The 16860-nt window shown below is 64.0% G+C and carries 15 protein-coding genes and 1 tRNA gene; 6 read left to right on the forward strand and 10 right to left on the reverse strand.

Features of this window, described 5'->3' with window-relative positions; genetic code table 11:
• Positions 1-24: 24 nt before the first annotated feature.
• The 4 genes from LB569_RS00005 to LB569_RS00020 all read right to left on the reverse strand — a co-directional run bounded on the left by LB569_RS00005 (position 25) and on the right by LB569_RS00020 (position 3374).
• Positions 25-834, reverse strand: coding sequence for an ABC transporter permease (locus tag LB569_RS00005; RefSeq protein WP_224690591.1), 810 nt, complete (start codon positions 832-834; stop codon positions 25-27).
• The gene (locus LB569_RS00010; RefSeq protein ID WP_224536721.1) at positions 834-1499 is read right to left on the reverse strand and encodes an ABC transporter permease; all 666 of its coding nucleotides are present in this window, start codon (positions 1497-1499) and stop codon (positions 834-836) included. Before LB569_RS00010 ends, LB569_RS00005 begins: the two co-directional genes overlap by 1 nt.
• A 204-nt stretch (positions 1500-1703) precedes the next feature.
• Complete coding sequence (locus LB569_RS00015) at positions 1704-2501, reverse strand: transporter substrate-binding domain-containing protein (protein ID WP_224536617.1); 798 nt, start codon at positions 2499-2501, stop codon at positions 1704-1706.
• A gap of 57 nt (positions 2502-2558) precedes the next feature.
• Positions 2559-3374 carry an ABC transporter ATP-binding protein gene (locus LB569_RS00020; protein ID WP_140709361.1) on the reverse strand — a complete coding sequence of 272 codons (816 nt, stop codon included), beginning with the start codon at positions 3372-3374 and terminating at the stop codon, positions 2559-2561.
• Positions 3375-3587: 213 nt separating this feature from the next.
• Between LB569_RS00020 and LB569_RS00025 the strand changes: the two genes are divergently transcribed.
• From LB569_RS00025 to LB569_RS00040, 4 genes are all read left to right on the forward strand, one after another.
• Positions 3588-4460 (forward strand): dimethylarginine dimethylaminohydrolase family protein, encoded by an 873-nt coding sequence (locus tag LB569_RS00025; RefSeq protein ID WP_224536616.1) that lies wholly within the window; start codon positions 3588-3590, stop codon positions 4458-4460.
• Positions 4430-5101 carry a TetR family transcriptional regulator C-terminal domain-containing protein gene (locus LB569_RS00030; RefSeq protein WP_224690592.1) on the forward strand — a complete coding sequence of 224 codons (672 nt, stop codon included), beginning with the start codon at positions 4430-4432 and terminating at the stop codon, positions 5099-5101. Before LB569_RS00025 ends, LB569_RS00030 begins: the two co-directional genes overlap by 31 nt.
• 15 nt (positions 5102-5116) lie before the next feature.
• On the forward strand, positions 5117-6697 hold the full coding sequence (locus tag LB569_RS00035) for a 5-guanidino-2-oxopentanoate decarboxylase (RefSeq protein WP_224690593.1): 1581 nt from the start codon (positions 5117-5119) through the stop codon (positions 6695-6697).
• Positions 6698-6931: 234 nt separating this feature from the next.
• Entirely contained in the window at positions 6932-7639 is a 708-nt protein-coding gene (locus tag LB569_RS00040) for an SDR family NAD(P)-dependent oxidoreductase (protein ID WP_224690594.1), read from the forward strand.
• Here LB569_RS00040 and LB569_RS00045 read toward each other — a convergent pair.
• The 4 genes from LB569_RS00045 to aroA all read right to left on the reverse strand — a co-directional run bounded on the left by LB569_RS00045 (position 7624) and on the right by aroA (position 13794).
• Positions 7624-9516 (reverse strand): hypothetical protein, encoded by a 1893-nt coding sequence (locus tag LB569_RS00045; RefSeq protein ID WP_224690595.1) that lies wholly within the window; start codon positions 9514-9516, stop codon positions 7624-7626. The two genes, LB569_RS00040 and LB569_RS00045, sit on opposite strands and share 16 nt — an antisense overlap.
• Before the next feature lie 107 nt (positions 9517-9623).
• Positions 9624-11321 carry a 30S ribosomal protein S1 gene (rpsA, locus tag LB569_RS00050; RefSeq protein ID WP_008872513.1) on the reverse strand — a complete coding sequence of 566 codons (1698 nt, stop codon included), beginning with the start codon at positions 11319-11321 and terminating at the stop codon, positions 9624-9626.
• Positions 11322-11527: 206 nt separating this feature from the next.
• Positions 11528-12178, reverse strand: a complete 651-nt coding sequence (gene cmk, locus LB569_RS00055; protein ID WP_224690596.1) for a (d)CMP kinase — start codon at positions 12176-12178, stop codon at positions 11528-11530.
• A 257-nt stretch (positions 12179-12435) separates the two neighbouring features.
• On the reverse strand, positions 12436-13794 hold the full coding sequence (gene aroA, locus LB569_RS00060) for a 3-phosphoshikimate 1-carboxyvinyltransferase (RefSeq protein WP_224690597.1): 1359 nt from the start codon (positions 13792-13794) through the stop codon (positions 12436-12438).
• A 207-nt stretch (positions 13795-14001) separates the two neighbouring features.
• Here aroA and LB569_RS00065 point away from each other — a divergent pair, with 207 nt between their 5' ends.
• A complete protein-coding gene (locus tag LB569_RS00065) occupies positions 14002-14394 on the forward strand; it encodes a TIGR02300 family protein (protein ID WP_140709370.1) in 393 nt (130 codons plus the stop codon).
• 172 nt (positions 14395-14566) lie between these two features.
• Positions 14567-14642, forward strand: a tRNA-Ala gene (locus LB569_RS00070).
• A 187-nt stretch (positions 14643-14829) separates the two neighbouring features.
• Here the strand turns inward: LB569_RS00070 and dgoD are convergent.
• Together dgoD and LB569_RS00080 are read right to left on the reverse strand one after the other, a co-directional pair.
• Positions 14830-15978, reverse strand: coding sequence for a galactonate dehydratase (gene dgoD / locus LB569_RS00075; protein WP_224536605.1), 1149 nt, complete (start codon positions 15976-15978; stop codon positions 14830-14832).
• Between the two features lie 8 nt (positions 15979-15986).
• A complete protein-coding gene (locus LB569_RS00080) occupies positions 15987-16676 on the reverse strand; it encodes a FadR/GntR family transcriptional regulator (protein ID WP_224691103.1) in 690 nt (229 codons plus the stop codon).
• Between the last annotated feature and the right edge of the window lie 184 nt (positions 16677-16860).

Raw genomic sequence — 16860 nt, forward strand, 5'->3', positions numbered from 1 at the left:
CTCCCCTACTCCCCTACTCCCCTACTAACCGACCTTGACCGGAATCCGCGCCTCGATCCGGCTGAAGGCGAAAACCAGAATGCCGGTGATCGCCATATAGATCAACGCCAAGAGCAGCAGGGGCTCGTAGGTGAGGTAGGTGTCCTGCCGCACCTTGGACGAGACCGCGAAGATGTCGATCACGCTGATGGTCGCCACCAGCGGCGTCGATTTCAGCTGCAGCACGGTTTCGCCGGTCAGCGTCGGCAGCGCCCGGAAGAAGGCCTGCGGCAGCCAGATGCGCCGGAAGATCTTCCAGCGGCTCATGCCGAAGGCGCGGGCGGCTTCCAGCTGCCCCTTGGGCACGCCGGCGAAGGCGCCGCGCATCACCTCGCCCTCGTAGCCGGCGAAAGACAGGGTCAGCGCCAGCACGCCATACGGCCAGGCCTGCCTGAGATAGGGCCACATCCAGGATTCGCGGATCCATGGATATTGCGGAAACAGCGAGCCCAGCCCGTAATAGAGCAGCCATAGTTGCAGAAGCAGCGGCGTGCCGCGAATGATGGTGCAGAAGACTTTCGCCGGTGCGGCGACCCAGATCGAGCCGGCCGCCTGCGCCAGCCCGACCGGCACGGCGATCGCGAAGCCGAGCGCGCAGGTGACGGCCAGGATCCACAGGGCACGCCAAATGCCCATCAGCCCCATTTCCCAATATTGCGGCAGCCAGTCCCAGCGCATGAAGAAGGCGGCAGACGCCACCAGGCCCAGCGCGATCAGCATCAGCACGATGCGATGCGGCTGCAGCCACAGCGATGCACGCGCCACCGTGTCGATGATGGCTGTTTCGCTGGCCATCAGCGTGCCTCCTTGAGCGAAGGCATGCCGCGCCGCGCCCATTTCTCGGCGCGGCCGAGCAGGAAGTTCGAAACCAGCGTCACGCAGAGATAGAGCACGCCGGCGGCGAGGAAGAAAACCAGATAGGCCTTGGTGACGCCCGCCGCCTGTCGTGTCGCCAGCGTCAGTTCGAAGAAACCGACGACGGCCAGCAGCGCGGTGTCCTTGGTGGCGATCAGCCACAGATTGGCGAGGCCCGGAATGGCGAAAGGCAGCATCGCCGGCAGTGTGATGCGCCGCAGTAGAAGACCGGGAGACATGCCGAAGGCGCGGGCGGCTTCGATCTGGCCCTGCGGAATGGCGAGGATCGCGCCGCGGATGACTTCCGTCGAATAGGCGCCCTGGACGAAGCCGAGCACGGCGATGCCGGCCACCAGCCCGCTTATGTCGACACGCTGGTAACCCATCGCGGTCAGCACCTGGTTTATCAGGTCGGTGCCGGCATAATAGAGCAGCAGGATCAGCACCAGTTCCGGCACGGCGCGCACCACGGTGGTGTAGACCGCGAACAGGTCGCGCACCACGGGTCCGCCGTAAAGCTTGCCATACGCGCCCCATGTTCCAATCAGCAGGCCGACGATGGTGGCGCCGACGGCGATCTCGAGCGAGTGCAGGAGCCCGACCAGGAGCGTCCCGCCCCAACCGACGGGCGCGGGCGAGAGAAGTTCGATGATGCCGGCCGCCGAGGCCGGAAGAAAGGATTCGATCAGCGTCGCCCCCGGATTGCTGGCTCGGTCCGCCGGTCCCTCACGGCCGGCGGCAAGCATGCGTGGACAGGCCGGCCGAAGAACAGGGCGTCAACGCCCTGTCCTCCAGCCATGCGAGGGTCGTCAGTTCGACTGCGTGGCGCCGCCGTAAATGTCGAAATCGAAGTATTTCTTCGAGATCTCGTCATATTTGCCGTTGGCGCGGATCGCCTTGATGCCGGCGTTGATCTTCTCTTTCAGATCGGTGTCTTCCTTGCGCACGCCGGCGCCGACGCCCGGTCCGAGCACCTCGTCGTCAGGGGCCACCATGCCCTTGAGATCGCAGCAGGCCTTGCCCTGGTCGGTCTTGAGGAACTCCTTGAGCGCGATGGAATCGGCCTGCACCGCGTCGAGGCGGCCGGCGGCAAGGTCGTTGTTGGCTTCGTCCTGCGTCTGGTATTCCTTGATCTCGGATGCGGTCGGGCCGAAGTGCTTCTTGGCGTAGACGGCATGCACCGTCGACACCTGGACGCCGAGGACCTTGCCCTTGAGATCATCGGGCGTGGCGCCGAACTTCTGGTCCTTGGGGCCGATGATCGCGGTCGGCGTGTTGTAGTACTTGTCGGAGAAGTCGATGGTCTTCTTGCGTTCGTCGGTGATCGACATGGACGAGACGATGAGGTCGATCTTCTTGGTGGTCAGCGCCGGGATGATGCCGTCCCAGGCGACAGGGGTGATGACGCAGTCGAGCTTCTCCTCGGCGCACACGGCGTCGATGAATTCGATCTCCCATCCGACCCATTTGCCCGAAGCGTCGGGCGAGGTGAAGGGCGCGTAGGGTTCGGCGGCGACGCCGATCTTGACCGGATCGGCGTTGGCCACGCCCATGGCGGCGACGCCGAGCAGCAGTGCCGCGGCGAATGTCTTCAGAACAGTCTTCATTTTCAGAACTCCCAGTTTGTTGTTGGTTCCCGGTTTTCTTCCGTCCCGGCTTGTTCCCTAGCCGATGTTGCGGATGAACTGTTTGAGCCTTTCGGACTTGGGCGCGCCGAAGATCTGCTCCGGCGGGCCTTCCTCCTCGACCAGCCCGTTGTAGAGGTAGACGACGTGGGTCGCGACCTCGCGGGCAAATTTCATTTCGTGGGTGACCAGCACCATGGTGCGGCCTTCGCGCGCCAGGTCGCCGATCACCTTCAGCACTTCCCCGACCAGTTCGGGATCGAGCGCCGAGGTCGGTTCGTCGAACAGCATGACGCGCGGATTGATGGCGAGCGCGCGGGCGATCGCGGCGCGCTGCTGCTGGCCGCCAGAGAGATAGGCCGGATAGACATCGCGCTTCTCGGCGAGCCCGACGCGCGCCAGCAGCTTTTCGGCCTGGGCGATAGCTTCGTCGCGCTTCACGCCCAGCACGTGCACGGGAACCTCGATGACGTTTTCGATCAGCGTCATATGGCTCCACAGATTGAAGTTCTGGAACACCATGCCGAGCTTGGAGCGGATTCGTTCGATCTGCCTGCGGTCGGCCGGAATGGTGTGGCCGTGGCTGTCCGCCTTGAGCTTGATCTCCTCGCCATTGACCCGGATGATGCCGCTGGTCGGGTTTTCCAGGCAGTTGATGCAGCGCAGCAGCGTCGATTTGCCGGAGCCCGAGCCGCCGATGATGGCGATGACCTCGCCGTCGCGCGCCGACAACGACACGCCCTTCAGCACATGCAGCTGACCGAATTTCTTGTGCAGGTTCTCGACATGGATGGCTTCTGCGGCGCCGTCCCGCGCCTCGCCGGATGGGACTTTGGCAGCTGCCACAGCGCTCACCAAATGACCTCCACATGACCGCCGGCGGTTCGTCGAACGTCTATCCGGCTAATCAACATACGCTGTACTGCCCCGCTCCAGACCTCAAGCATGGACCCAACAGAGCGAGCCCGTCAATCCCGCTCATTACGGCACTTGCGGGCTTGTTGTGCAAGTGTATAAATAGCCTCCCATGAAATTTTTTCGGTTTTTTTCAGCTAAAAAAGGGCATCGATGAGCGCTTTCGGGTCACAGTCCATGGCAGCGCCGCTGCGGCGCGTGCTGATGCGGTCGGCGGCCAACGCCATGCGCGGCGCCGACAGGGCTCAATGGCATTATGGCCCTGGGTTCGATCCGGCGAAAGCGGCCTCCCAGCACGCGGCCCTTGCTGAACTGGTGGCGGCTTCCGGCGCGGAAATCGAATGGATCGAGGACAAGGCCGACGGACTTTCGGATTCTGTGTTCACCCACGACCCCTCGTTGATGACCGACCGCGGCGCGCTGATCCTGTCCATGGGCAAGCCGTTGCGCGCCAGGGAGCCCTCGTTGCATGAGGAAACATATAAAAGACTGGGCATCCCGATCCTTGGCCGCGTCGAGGCCCCCGGCCAGGTCGAGGGCGGGGATTGCGTATGGATCGATGGCCGCACGCTGGCGATCGGGCGGGGCGTCCGCTCCAACCAGGAAGGCATCCAGCAGGTTTCCAACCTGCTGACGCCGCTGGGCATTTCCGTCTACGGCTTTGATCTGCCGCTGTGGCAGGGCGAAGAAGCGTGCCTGCATCTGATGTCGGTGATCAGCCCGCTGGCCGACGACCTCGCCCTGGTCTATTCGCCGCTCTTGCCGGCCCCGTTTTACCAGACGCTGAAGGCGCGCGGCATCCGGTTGGTCGAAGGCGACGCCGAGGAGTTCGCCGCGTCCAACGGCCTCAGCCTGAACGTACTGCCGACCAGCCCGCTCGAGGTCATTGCCGTTGCGGGCTTTCCCAAGACCAGGGCCGCGATGGAAGCTGCCGGCTGCACGGTTGAAATCTTCGAGGCGGATGCGCTCTGCATCGCCTGCGAAGGCGGGCCGACATGCCTGACGCGGCCGATCCTGCGCCGATGAATGCGCGCCGCAAGTTCCGTCGCGAGGGCGAGGGGCGGCGGCGGCAGGACCTGATTGAGGCTACTCTCGACAGCGTGGCGGAATATGGCCTGCAGGGCGCTAGCCTGCGCACCATCGCATTGCGTGCCGGTGTCACCGCCGGGCTGATCCGGCACTATTTTCCTAGCAAGGAAGAATTGCTGCAGGAAGCCTATATGGCGCTGGTCGGCCGCATGACCGAGCAGGCAAAAGCGGCATTGGTCATGGATGATGCCTCGCCGCGCCAACGCCTCGCGGCTTTCGTCACCGCCAATCTCAACGCGCCGATCATCGACGCCCGGGTGTTTTCGCTCTGGGCAACCTTCATCGGCCGCGCCAGTGCCGACCCTGCCTTGGCCCGTGCCCACCGCGACGGCTACCTTGGCTTTCGCAACGAGGTGGAAGCAGTCGTGGCCGAAGTGCTCGCCGCCGAACGGCACCAGCCGGACGCGAGCGAGCTGCGCCACCATGCCATCGCGATCAACGCGATCATCGACGGGCTCTGGATCGAAGGCTGCCTGGCCGGCGAGATGTTCTCGCCCGGCGAATTGGCGGCGATTGGCATCAAGGCTGTCGAAGCCGAGCTCGGCCTCGTGCCGCTGAAGCATGATGCCGAAAAATAGGAAGGGGAGAAACCAATGACCACCATCGGGGAAGCGTTGATTTCGCTGCTCGAAGCCCATGGCGTCGACACTGTGTTCGGCATTCCGGGCGTTCACACGGTCGAGCTCTATCGCGGCCTGGCGCGCTCGAAGATCCGCCATGTTACGCCGCGGCATGAACAGGGCGCCGGCTTCATGGCCGATGGTTATGCGCGCGCCAGCGGCAGACCGGGCGTCGCCTTCGTTATCACCGGGCCGGGGCTGACCAACACCATCACAGCCATGGGCCAGGCGCGCGCCGATTCGGTGCCGATGCTGGTAATCTCCGGCGTCAATGCCACCGACACGCTCGGCAAGGGGCTCGGCTTCCTGCATGAGCTTCCCGACCAGCATGGCATGATGGAGAAGGTGGCGCTGTCGTCGCAGCGCGTGACCGAGGCCAGCGAATTGCCGGGTGCGCTGGCGCGGGCTTTCGCGTTGTTTTCGTCCGCGCGTCCAGGACCGGTGCACATCGAAATTCCGACCGACGTCATGGTCAAGCCAGCCGACGGTCTTGCGGCCGCGCTGAGCAATGCCGCCCCGCCCGCACCGGATGCCAGGGCAATTACCGACGCGGCAAAGCTAATCAAGCTAGCGCGCCGACCTTTGATCCTTGCCGGCGGCGGCGCCAGGAAAGCCGAATCCCCGCTGCGGCGCCTTGCCGAAAGGCTGGGCGCACCGGTTGTCCAAACCACCAACGCACGCGGCCTCATGCATGGTCATCCGCTCTGTGTGCCGGCGAGTCCCAGCCTGAAGGCGGTTCGCGCGCTGATGGCCGAGGCCGACCTTGTTATCGCCGCCGGCACGGAATTCGGCCCGACCGACTATGATGGCTACGGCGATGGCGGTTTCGTGCTGCCTTCGAACCTGATCCGCATCGACATCGGTGCCGACCAGCTTGCGCGGCGCCCGGTGACGGTAGCCATCCAGGCCGATTGCGCCGAGGCGATCGAGGCCCTGCTTGCGGCGATCGGGCCAGCCCACGGCGCCGTCGAAGACGGTCATGGCCGGGCCGCGGCCGGGCGAAAGGCCGCCTTTGCCGAGCTGAGCCCGGCCTATGCGGCGCAGGTGCATGCCGTGGAAATGATCCGTGATACCTTGCCTGGTGCCATCATCGTCGGCGACTCGACCCAGCCTATCTACGCCGCCAATCTCTATTACGACCATGACCGGCCGGGCGGCTGGTTCAATGCCGCGACCGGGTTCGGCGCGCTGGGGTACGGCCCGCCGGCGGCGATCGGCGCCGCCCTTGCCATGCCGGGCACGCCGGTCGTCTGTGTCACCGGCGATGGCGGGTTGCAGTTCACGCTGCCGGAACTGGGCGTGGCGCTCGATTCCGATGCGCCGGTCATCTTCGTCGTCTGGAACAACAGGGGCTATCGCGAGATCGAAACCTCGATGCTAGACGTCGGCGTTGAACCTGTCGGCGTGTCGCCGGCGCCGCCGGATTTCTGCAAGCTCGCCGAAGCCTATGGCATATCAGCCGAAAGGCTGGCCGACATCGATGCCTTGCCACGGGCGTTGAAACAAGCCCGGGCGACGGGACTGCCGCGCATCATCGAAATCACGGTCGTTTGAATCATTTAGGTCGGCCTTGGTTCCTCAAGCGGAAGCGACCATTCGCCGGCTTATTCTTGCAAGGCGCGAGCCGCGTCTACGCGGCTTTGCTATTCGACGGCGTCATGACGCATGCAAAGACGTGACGGCTGCCATGTCGAGATATCAGTTGAGTGATCGCTCAAAAGGGGCGACGCTTCGCGTCGGCGCGGCAACCAACGACAAAAATCATAAAAATGACAGGAGCGGTCCAGGATGACGGAAACACTTGAAGGCAGGCATATCGTTGTGACCGGCGGCACCGGCGCGCTCGGTGGGGCGGTGGTCGGCAGGCTGCTGGAGCAGGGCGCGATCTGCCACGTGCCGAACGCGCACGCCGCGGCGCCTCAGCACTTTCCCTTCACCACGCATGACAATGTGAAGCTGGCGCACAATGTCGACCTGTCGGACTCCGCCAAGGTCGAAGCGTTCTACAGCCAGGTTCCTGGCTTGTGGGGATCGATCCATCTGGCCGGCGGCTTTGCCATGGCGCCGGTGGAAAAGATCGAATCGGCATCCTTTGCCGAGATGATGGACACCAACGCCCGCACCACCTTCTTGTGCAGCCGCGCCGCTATCCGTTCGATGCTGGCGTCGGACACATCAGGCCGCATCGTCAATGTCACGGCACGCGCCGGGCTCGACCCCAGGCGCGGCGCCGGCATGGTCGCCTACACCGCCAGCAAGGCGGCGGTGGCGGCGATGACGGTAGCGATGGCCGAAGAGCTCAAGGCGAGTGGCATCCTGGTCAATGCCGTGGCTCCGTCGACGCTCGACACGCCGGCGAACCGCGCCGACATGCCGGATGCCGATTTCACCAAATGGGTCAGCCTTGAAGCCGCGGCCGAGGCAATCGCATATCTCGCCTCGCCGGCCAACCAGGCGATGAGCGGAACGCTGGTGCCGCTCTACGGCCGGGCTTGAGCGGCGGGCGTCGAAGTCGGGCACGCCGCGTCCGATCCATCGGCGTTGCGATAGCTGTAGATTCGCAGCGACGATGAAGCGTCCGTGGGGCACTCCCGCAACCATGTCGGCGGCCGGCCTTCAATCAGCCCCGCCGTGAATGGATAGGCGGCTTCCAGCCCCGGCAATGGCGGGCCTCGCCAGGCGCAAATCGCGACATGCGTTGCCTTGGAGGCATCGAGTATCGCGCGTGGGTCGGCGGTCGCCGGATCCAGAAAGCGATAGCTGCGCTCGATTCCCTTGGCTGACGGGTGATTGGGGATCGTCACCACCTTGGGCCCTTCGGCGAGCGCCACGAAACGCGCGCCGATCAGCGGGGGAGAAAGAACGACGGCGCCAGACGGCCAGTTCTGCTTCGGTTCAAAACGGCTCGAAAAGCAGCTATCGGCGAACTCGGCGGCGGGAACCACCGCTTCGGACGGCTTTACCGACAGGTGATACAGCAGCATCGCCCCGGACAAAACGAGACCGGGCAGGATCAATGCGTATCTGTTCGATGCCGCCGGCACCGGAGATTTCAAATAGCGACCCAACCTCGTATTCGGCAGGAGGCTCGCCAGCGCGAAAATGAGGCCGATGCCTGAGAAGATCGGAAGGTAGGGGTAGTAGCGGACATAACCGATCGCAAGTGCGAGCGAGAGCAGCGAAAACAGCGCCAAAATGACGATGGGCCGGCTTCGACCTTGCGGCTTGGCGCAGATGACGGCTGGCGCAAGCGCGCCGATAAACAGCAGCGCCATGCTGAAAAAATCTGTCGACAGGACGACATCAGGGCGCCGGAACAGGCTCAACTCCTGAAGAATCCTGTTGATCATGTTGTCACGAACATAGGCATCGAGCGGGGCATAGGGGCTGGCCAGGCATTGCGGGTACAACTTCGCGAGCGCCACCGCGCTGGCCGCCGCGAACGCCAGCAGAATGGCGGTGCGCATCGGCCATCCTCCACGCCGGCCCGCAAGCAAGGGCACGATGGCGAATGAGAGCCCGGCCGCGGCCAGTGCCGTCACATGCGGCGTCGAATAGGTGTCGCATCTGACCGCGTCATAGGCGGAGGGGGGCACGATTGCCGCGAACAGGCCGATTGCGCCGGCGGTCAAGGCCAATCCGAAACCGGCGATCCTGTTTTCACCGCCCTCGCGGTCGAAGATCCAGTCAAAGGCATAGACCGCCATCACCAGGGCATAGAACGGCGCGAACTCGCTGCTGATGGCGATTGCCAGTGCCGTCAGCACCCCGTTGACGAAGGCGGAGAGGCGGCTCCGCGACAGCATCAACACCAGGGCCGCCAGCAGAAGCAGGATTTGCAGATTGTGGTAGTCGATCCGCCCGGGGGCGAATTCGAAAAAAGTGCGCGCGGCAAACATCAAAGCCAACGGGAATGCAACGGCCGGATAGGCAAAGCCGATAGCGGTCATCAGCCGGTTGTAGAAATAAAGCGCGGGTGCGAGCAGCAGCAGCGGGACGGCGAAGCATGCCAGCATCAAAGCCGGCTCTGAGCCGGCAAATGGGGCGAACAGGCGCGAGAAGGACGCGTAGGGCAGGTCGACGATCCACGGCCAATGTGAGACATAGGGTTCGGGCTGGACGATACCGGGCAGCGTCCGGTCGAAGATGTTGCCCGTTTCAAGCAAGGTACGGATTTCGTGCAGCTTGAGGAGATCGTCGGCGTCATTGTTGAGCCGGAAGCCCAGGGACCACAGAGCGGTCATCAGGATCGCCATTCCGAAAAAGCAGAACAGCACCGGCGAGCTGGTATAAAGGCCTGGCAACCACGAAGGTCGCGCAGCGGCGTTGGCGTCGCCATTGCTCATGGAAGTATTCCGTTGGACCGCCAGCAAATACGCGAGGAAGTTTATGTTCCCGTAAAGAAAAAGACCCGCCGGATCGCTCCGGCGGGTCTTTTTTGTAAGGCGGCACGCGAGGCGTGCCGCCGATGGCTGGCGCCTTAGCTGCCCTGCTTCTTCAGCGCGGCACCCAGGATGTCGCCCAGCGAAGCGCCGGAGTCGGTCGAGCCGTACTGTGCGACCGCTTCCTTCTCTTCGGCGATTTCCAGCGCCTTGATCGAGACCTGCAGCTTGCGGGTCTTCTTGTCGAAGGCGATGACACGGGCGTCGACCTTCTGGCCGACGGTGAAGCGCTCGGGGCGCTGCTCGTCGCGGTCACGGCTGAGGTCCGAACGCTTGATGAAGGTCTCGATGCCGCTGTCGACCAGCCGCACTTCCAGACCGCCATCCTTGACGCCGATGACTTCGCAGGTGACGACCGCGTTCTTGCGCAGTTCGCCTGACGTCGCCGCCTCGCCGACCGTATCCTTGGCCAGCTGCTTGATGCCGAGCGAGATGCGCTCCTTGTCGATGTCGACGTCGAGCACCTGCGCCTTGACCATGTCGCCGCGATTGTACTCTTCGATGACCTGCTCGCCCGGACGGGTCCAGTCGAGGTCGGAGAGGTGGACCATGCCGTCCACGTCGCCTTCGAGGCCGATGAACAGGCCGAACTCGGTCTTGTTCTTGACCTCGCCCTCGACCTGGCTGCCGACCGGATGGCTCGAGGCGAAAGCCTGCCACGGATTCTCCAGCGTCTGCTTGAGGCCGAGCGAGATGCGGCGCTTGGCCGGATCGACCTCGAGCACCACCACGTCGACTTCCTGCGTCGTCGACAGGATCTTGCCGGGGTGCACGTTCTTCTTCGTCCACGACATTTCCGAAACGTGGATGAGGCCTTCGATGCCCGGCTCCAGCTCGACGAACGCGCCGTAGTCGGTGATGTTGGTGACGGTACCCTTGATCTTCTTGCCGATCGGGAACTTGGTGCCGATCTCGGACCACGGATCGCTCTCGAGCTGCTTCATGCCGAGCGAGATACGGTGGGTTTCCTGGTTGATGCGGATGATCTGCACCTTGACCGTCTGGCCGATGTTGAGGATTTCGGTCGGATGGTTGACGCGGCGCCATGCCATGTCGGTGACGTGCAGCAGGCCGTCGATGCCGCCGAGGTCGACGAACGCACCGTAGTCGGTGATGTTCTTGACGACGCCTTCGACCACCTGGCCTTCTTCGAGGTTCTGCACGATTTCCGAACGCTGTTCGGCGCGGCTCTCCTCGAGCACGGTGCGGCGCGACACCACGATGTTGCCGCGGCGGCGATCCATCTTGAGGATCTCGAAGGGCTGCGGGTTGTGCATCAGCGGGGAAACGTCGCGGATCGGGCGGATATCGACCTGGCTGCGCGGCAGGAAGGCCACGGCGCCGTCGAGGTCGACGGTGAAGCCGCCCTTGACCTGGTTGAAGATGACGCCCTCGACGCGCTCACCCTTGGTGAACTTCTCTTCGAGACGGACCCAGCTCTCTTCGCGGCGAGCCTTCTCGCGCGACAGCATGGCTTCGCCCAGCGCGTTCTCGATGCGCTCGACATAGACTTCGACGGTGTCACCGACCTTGAGGGTGGTGTCCTTGCCCTTGACGCCGAATTCCTTCAGCGGCACGCGGCCTTCGACCTTGAGGCCGACGTCGATGATGGCCATGTCCTTTTCGATCGCGGTGATCGTGCCCTTGACGACCTGGCCTTCGCCGGAGTGGCCGGCGGTGAATGATTCTTCGAGCAGGCTCGCGAAATCATCGCGAGTGGGATTTGCAGCTGACATTGTTTCTCCTGGAGTGCCCCGCGTTTCGAGCGGGACGGGCGCCGTGGGTTAGCGTTGCGTTGGCCTGCCGGCGTTCCGGGCTAAAAAGCCCTGGGCCGCTTTTCGAGCGGCAATTCCGGCGCATGAAGAATGCTGGCAGGCTGGTTCGTGCCCGATATGGGTATTTTCTTCGCTTCCGACAATCGGAAGCATCATGAAAACCCGGATCAGGCCTTGCTTCTCTTGGCCAGCACGTCGTCGATGACAGCCATGGCCGCGAGAAACGCGGCTTCTATAGCCATTTCGCTGGTATCAAGCAAGTGCGCGTCGGCGGCCGGCTTCAGCGGCGAGTCGGTACGGCCCATGTCGCGCTCGTCGCGGCGCACGATATCGGCGAGGATTTCGGCGAAATTGGCCGTGCCGCCGATGCTCTCGATCTCGGCCAGCCGGCGCTTCGCGCGCACTTCGGCGCTGGCCGTCACATAGAGTTTTATGTCGGCGTCGGGGCAAACGACAGTGCCGATGTCGCGCCCGTCAAGCACCGCGCCCGGCGGTGCCTTGGCGAAGTCGCGCTGCTTATCGACCAGGATGCGCCGCACGGTGGGGAAAACTGCGACCTTCGAGGCAGCCTCGCCGACCGCATGCGCCGACAGCACCGCGCGGTCGAGCTTGGCCAGGTCGACCTGGCGGGCGGCGGTTTCGGCGGCCGAGACGTTGTCGAGCGGCAGGCCGAGCCGCAGCAGTGCATGCGCAACCGCGCGGTAGGTGAGGCCAGTGTCGAGGAGGTTCAGGCGATAGTGATCGGCCAGTCGCCGGGCAAGGGTGCCTTTGCCAGCGCCGGCGGGGCCGTCGATGGCGATGGTGAAGACGTGGGTCATTGGCGGGCCGTCGATCCCAACGCGTTCGTCATCCCAGGGCGGAGCAGGAGCGAAGCTCCGTCAAGGAGACCCTGGGATCCATGCCGTGTCGTCAGCCGAAGGATGCGGCGGAGCAGAATATTGAACCGTTGCGGAGCGTTTGTGTCACGGCATGGATCCTGGGGTCTGCGCCGCGTCGCTCCGCTCCTTGCTTCGCCCCAGGATGACGAAGGGAGGGATGTAGGCGTCCAATCTCCGAGGTTTGCGATTGCCATCCGTCACTCGATCTCCGCGCCCAGCCCCTTCATCAGCCCCATGAACTCAGGAAAGCTCGTCGCGATCATATTGGCGTCGTCGATGGTGACCGGCTTTTCCGTCGCCAGCCCCATCACCAGAAAGCTCATGGCGATGCGGTGGTCGAGATGGGTCTGCACGGTCGTATCCAGGCCGTTGGGATGGCCGCCCAACCCCTTGCCGCCGGGCTTGCCGCGCACGGCGAGTGAAGCTTCGCCCTCGGTGCAGTCGACGCCGTTGAGCTTCAGTCCGTTGGCCACCGCCGACAGCCGGTCGGATTCCTTCACCCGCAGCTCTTCCAGTCCCTGCATCAGCGTCTCGCCCTCGGCGAAACTCGCGGCAACCGCCAGCACCGGATATTCGTCGATCATCGACGGCGCCCGCTCCGGCGGGACGGTAACGCCTTTCAGCTCGGAGTAACGCACGCGCAGGTCGGCGACATCCTCGCCGCCGGCATTGCGCGGGTTCAAAATGTCGATCTGGCCGCCCATCTCCTGCAGCGTCAGAAGCAGCCCGGTGCGGGTCGGGTTCATCAACACGTTCTCGATCACGATGTCGGAACCCGGCACGATCAGCGCTGCCACCAGCGGGAAGCCGGCCGAGGATGGGTCGCCGGGCACGGCGATCGTCTGGCCGGTCAGCTTGCCCTGGCCTTCGATGAAGATATGGCGCACGCCGCGCTCGTCGGTCTCGACCGACAGATTGGCGCCGAATCCCTTGAGCATCTTTTCTGTGTGGTCGCGCGTCATCACCGGTTCGATGACGGTGGTGATTCCAGGCGTGTTGAGACCGGCCAGCAGCACCGCCGACTTCACCTGCGCCGAAGCCATCGGCACGCGATAGGTGATCGGAGCGGCGTGCTTGGGACCATGCAGCGTGATCGGCATGCGGTCGCCGGGCGTCGCCTTCAGCACCTGCACGCCCATCTGGCGCAAGGGTTCGAGCACCCGGCCCATCGGCCGGCCGGACAGCGAGGCGTCGCCGATAAAGGTCGTCTCCATGTCGTAGGTGCCAACCAGGCCCATGGTCAGCCGCGAGCCGGTGCCGGCATTGCCGAAGTCGAGCGGGCCTTCCGGCTGCAGCAGGGCGCCGTTCCCGGTGCCGCGGATCACCCATTCGGCGCCGTGCTTCTCTATATGCGCGCCCATCGCCTTCATCGCCGCGCCCGTGCGCATCACGTCCTCGCCCTCGAGCAGGCCGGTGATGCGTGTTTCGCCGGAGGCAAGCCCGCCGAACATGAAGGAGCGGTGCGAGATCGACTTGTCGCCCGGCACCCGTGCCGTGCCGGAAAGGGCGGATGATTTGCGGGCGGTGGCCGGCTTGGCAGCGGCGGCGTGAGACATGGAATTTCCCTGGACGGAATGCCGGCGCGCCGGCGCTTTTTCATTTGTTGCGGCGGTCTCGTATCACGGCGGGGCGAAATGGTCATCCCCATGCTCGTCACTTGGCGCGAGGCCTTTCAATGCATGGTTTTGTGACGCCGGCTTTTGGCTTTGACAGAGCCGCAAACAGTGGTTAAGGGGACCACTCTTTTATTGACGAGGCTTGCCGTGGCAAAAACCGAACTTGGCACAAAGCGTGTCGACCCTGAAACGGGTCGAAAATTCTACGACCTGAACAAGGACCCGATCGTCTCGCCCTATACCGGCAAGACCTATCCGCGTTCCTATTTCGAGGATGGCAAGGTCGCCGCCCTCGAGGAGGACGAGGAAGTGGCCGAGAAGGAAGTGGATAGCGAGGAAGAAGAGGGCGCCGAAGTCGTTTCGCTCGAAGAGGCCGATGACGAGGCCAAGGGCGGCGACGATATTCCCGATCTGGGCGACGACGAGGACGATGTCGATCTTGGCGACGACGAGGATGACACGTTCCTCGCCGACGAAGAAGAAGAAGACGACGACGTTTCCGACATGATCGGCGTCGGCGACGACGACGACGAGGTCTGACAAGGCCGCGAAAAGCGGGCATTTGCCCGCTTTCGCAACATCGGAATAAAAAGCCGGTATTCAGGCTTGATATCTGGGAAGGGCGGGGTTAGAAGCCGCCTGCACTAACGGCGCGGTCTTCCAACCCGCGCCGATCTCTCGCCGGAAACGGCGCCGGCTGACTGCCGGAAGTGGGGCCATAGCTCAGTTGGGAGAGCGCTTGAATGGCATTCAAGAGGTCGTCGGTTCGATTCCGATTGGCTCCACCAAGTCCTCTAGAGTTTCAGCTTTTTGTCAGTGCATGCTGACTGGTCCGTCTCCGCCTCGGCGGGGTGGCACAGGTCAATGCGACACGGCGGTCGGATTACACTCGCTCTTGCTGGGTTGGTTCTGGCGAACGGCGTCGGTGACGCGCCCGTAGATCATTGCTCGACAATGCTGAGAAGACCTGTCACATCACCACTCGGCGAAGGAGCCGTCCTTGTGGCGCCAGATCGGGTTGTGCCAATTGTGGCCTTCCCTGGCCCGCTCCTTGACATACTCCTCGTTGATCTCGACGCCGAGGCCCGGGCCGTCGGGGATGGCGACATAGCCATCCTCGTAGCGGAAGACATCCTTGTTGGCGGCGTAGTCGAGCAAATCGTTGGCGGCGTTGTAGTGAATGCCCAGACTCTGTTCCTGGATGAAACAGTTGTAGCTCACGGCATCGAGTTGCAGGCAGGCGGCGAGCGCGATCGGCCCCAGCGGGCAGTGCGGCGCCACCGCCACGTCATAAGCCTCCGCCATCGCCGCGATCTTGCGGCACTCGGTGATGCCGCCGGCATGCGACAGATCGGGTTGGATGATGTCGACGACGCCTTCCTCGAACACGGATTTGAAGTCCCAGCGGCTGTAGAGCCGCTCTCCCAGCGCGATCGGCGTCGAGCCAAGAGCGGCGATCTCCTTCAGTGCCTCGCGGTTTTCGCTGAGCACCGGCTCCTCGATGAACATCAGCCGGTAGGGCTCCAATTCCCTGACGAGGATGCGGGCCATCGGCCGGTGGACGCGGCCATGGAAATCGACGGCGATGCCGATATTGGGCCCGACCGCCTCGCGCACCATCGCGACGCGCTCGATGGCCGCATCGATTCTGTCGTGGCTGTCGACGATCTGCAGTTCCTCCGTGCCATTCATCTTGAGCGCCAGGAAACCGCGCGAGACCACTTCCTTTGCGCCCGCCGCCACCTCCGCCGGCCGGTCGCCGCCGATCCAGGAATAGACCTTGATGGTGTCGCGCAGCCTGCCGCCGAGCAGTTCATGCACGGGCACGCCAAGCGCCTTGCCCTTGATGTCCCACAGCGCCTGGTCGATGCCGGCGATGGCGCTCATCAGGATCGGCCCGCCACGGTAGAAGCCGCCGCGATGCATCACCGTCCAGTGATCCTCGATCAGGCGAGGATCCTTGCCGATGAGATAGTCGCCAAGCTCCTTGACCGCCGCTTCGACGGTCAACGCGCGACCCTCGACCACCGGCTCGCCCCAGCCGGTGACGCCGGCGTCGGTCTCGATCTTCAGGAACAGCCAGCGTGGCGGAACGATGTAGGTGGTGAGCGAGATGATTTTCATGCGCGGTCTCAGTTGTTCTTGAGTTTCTTGGCGCTGACGAGGTCGCGCGCCGCGAGGTCGAGGATCCGGTTGGCGGCACCGCGCGCCGCCTCGGCATCGCGCATGCGCAGTGCCTCGACCACTTCGCGGTGCGCCGCCACGGCTTCCATGCGGCGGTCGAGCGAGATGGTCGCCGTCGCTTCCAGCGAGAATTTCAGCCCCGTGTCGATCAGATTGCCGATCTGGCGAAAGATCGGATTGTGGCTCGCGGCATAGACGATCTGGTGGAAGGCAATGTCGCTGCGCGAGAAAGCGGCGAGGTCCTCGCCGGCATTGGCCATGCCACGCCACGCGGCTTCCAGGTCGGCGATCTCCTGCAGTGTCGCGCGCGTGGCGGCGAGCTCCGCGACCAGCGGCTCGATCGCCCGGCGTGTCTCCAGTATGGCATCGAACAGCTTGTCGTCCAATGCGTGCGGCGCATGCCAGGCCAGCACCTGCGGGTCGATGATGTTCCAGTCGTCCTCGTTGCACACGACGGTACCGACGCGCGGGCGCGACAGCACCAGCCCCTTGGCGGCGAGAACCTTCAAGGCCTCGCGAATGACGGTGCGGCTGACGCCATACTCGATGCCGAGTTCGTTTTCGGTGGGCAGGGAGGAGCCGGCCGGATAGCGTCCGGAAAAGATGTCGGAGGCCATGGCCTTCGTCACATCGGGCATGACGCGCGGGCGGCGCGTGTCGGCGGAAGCCTTCTTAGACTTAGACGTTTCGGTCACCTCAGCCCCTCCTCCAAGGCGGCGAACCCACTGATTTCGCACAGCCGGCCCGGCCTTACCGGATGCGGATGATTTGCGCCAGCGATCCTTGGTCAGAGCATGTAGCTCAATTATCATACCAGATCAA

Origin of the sequence: Mesorhizobium sp. BH1-1-4 (assembly GCF_020165665.1) — a bacterium.
Lineage (GTDB): Bacteria > Pseudomonadota > Alphaproteobacteria > Rhizobiales > Rhizobiaceae > Mesorhizobium.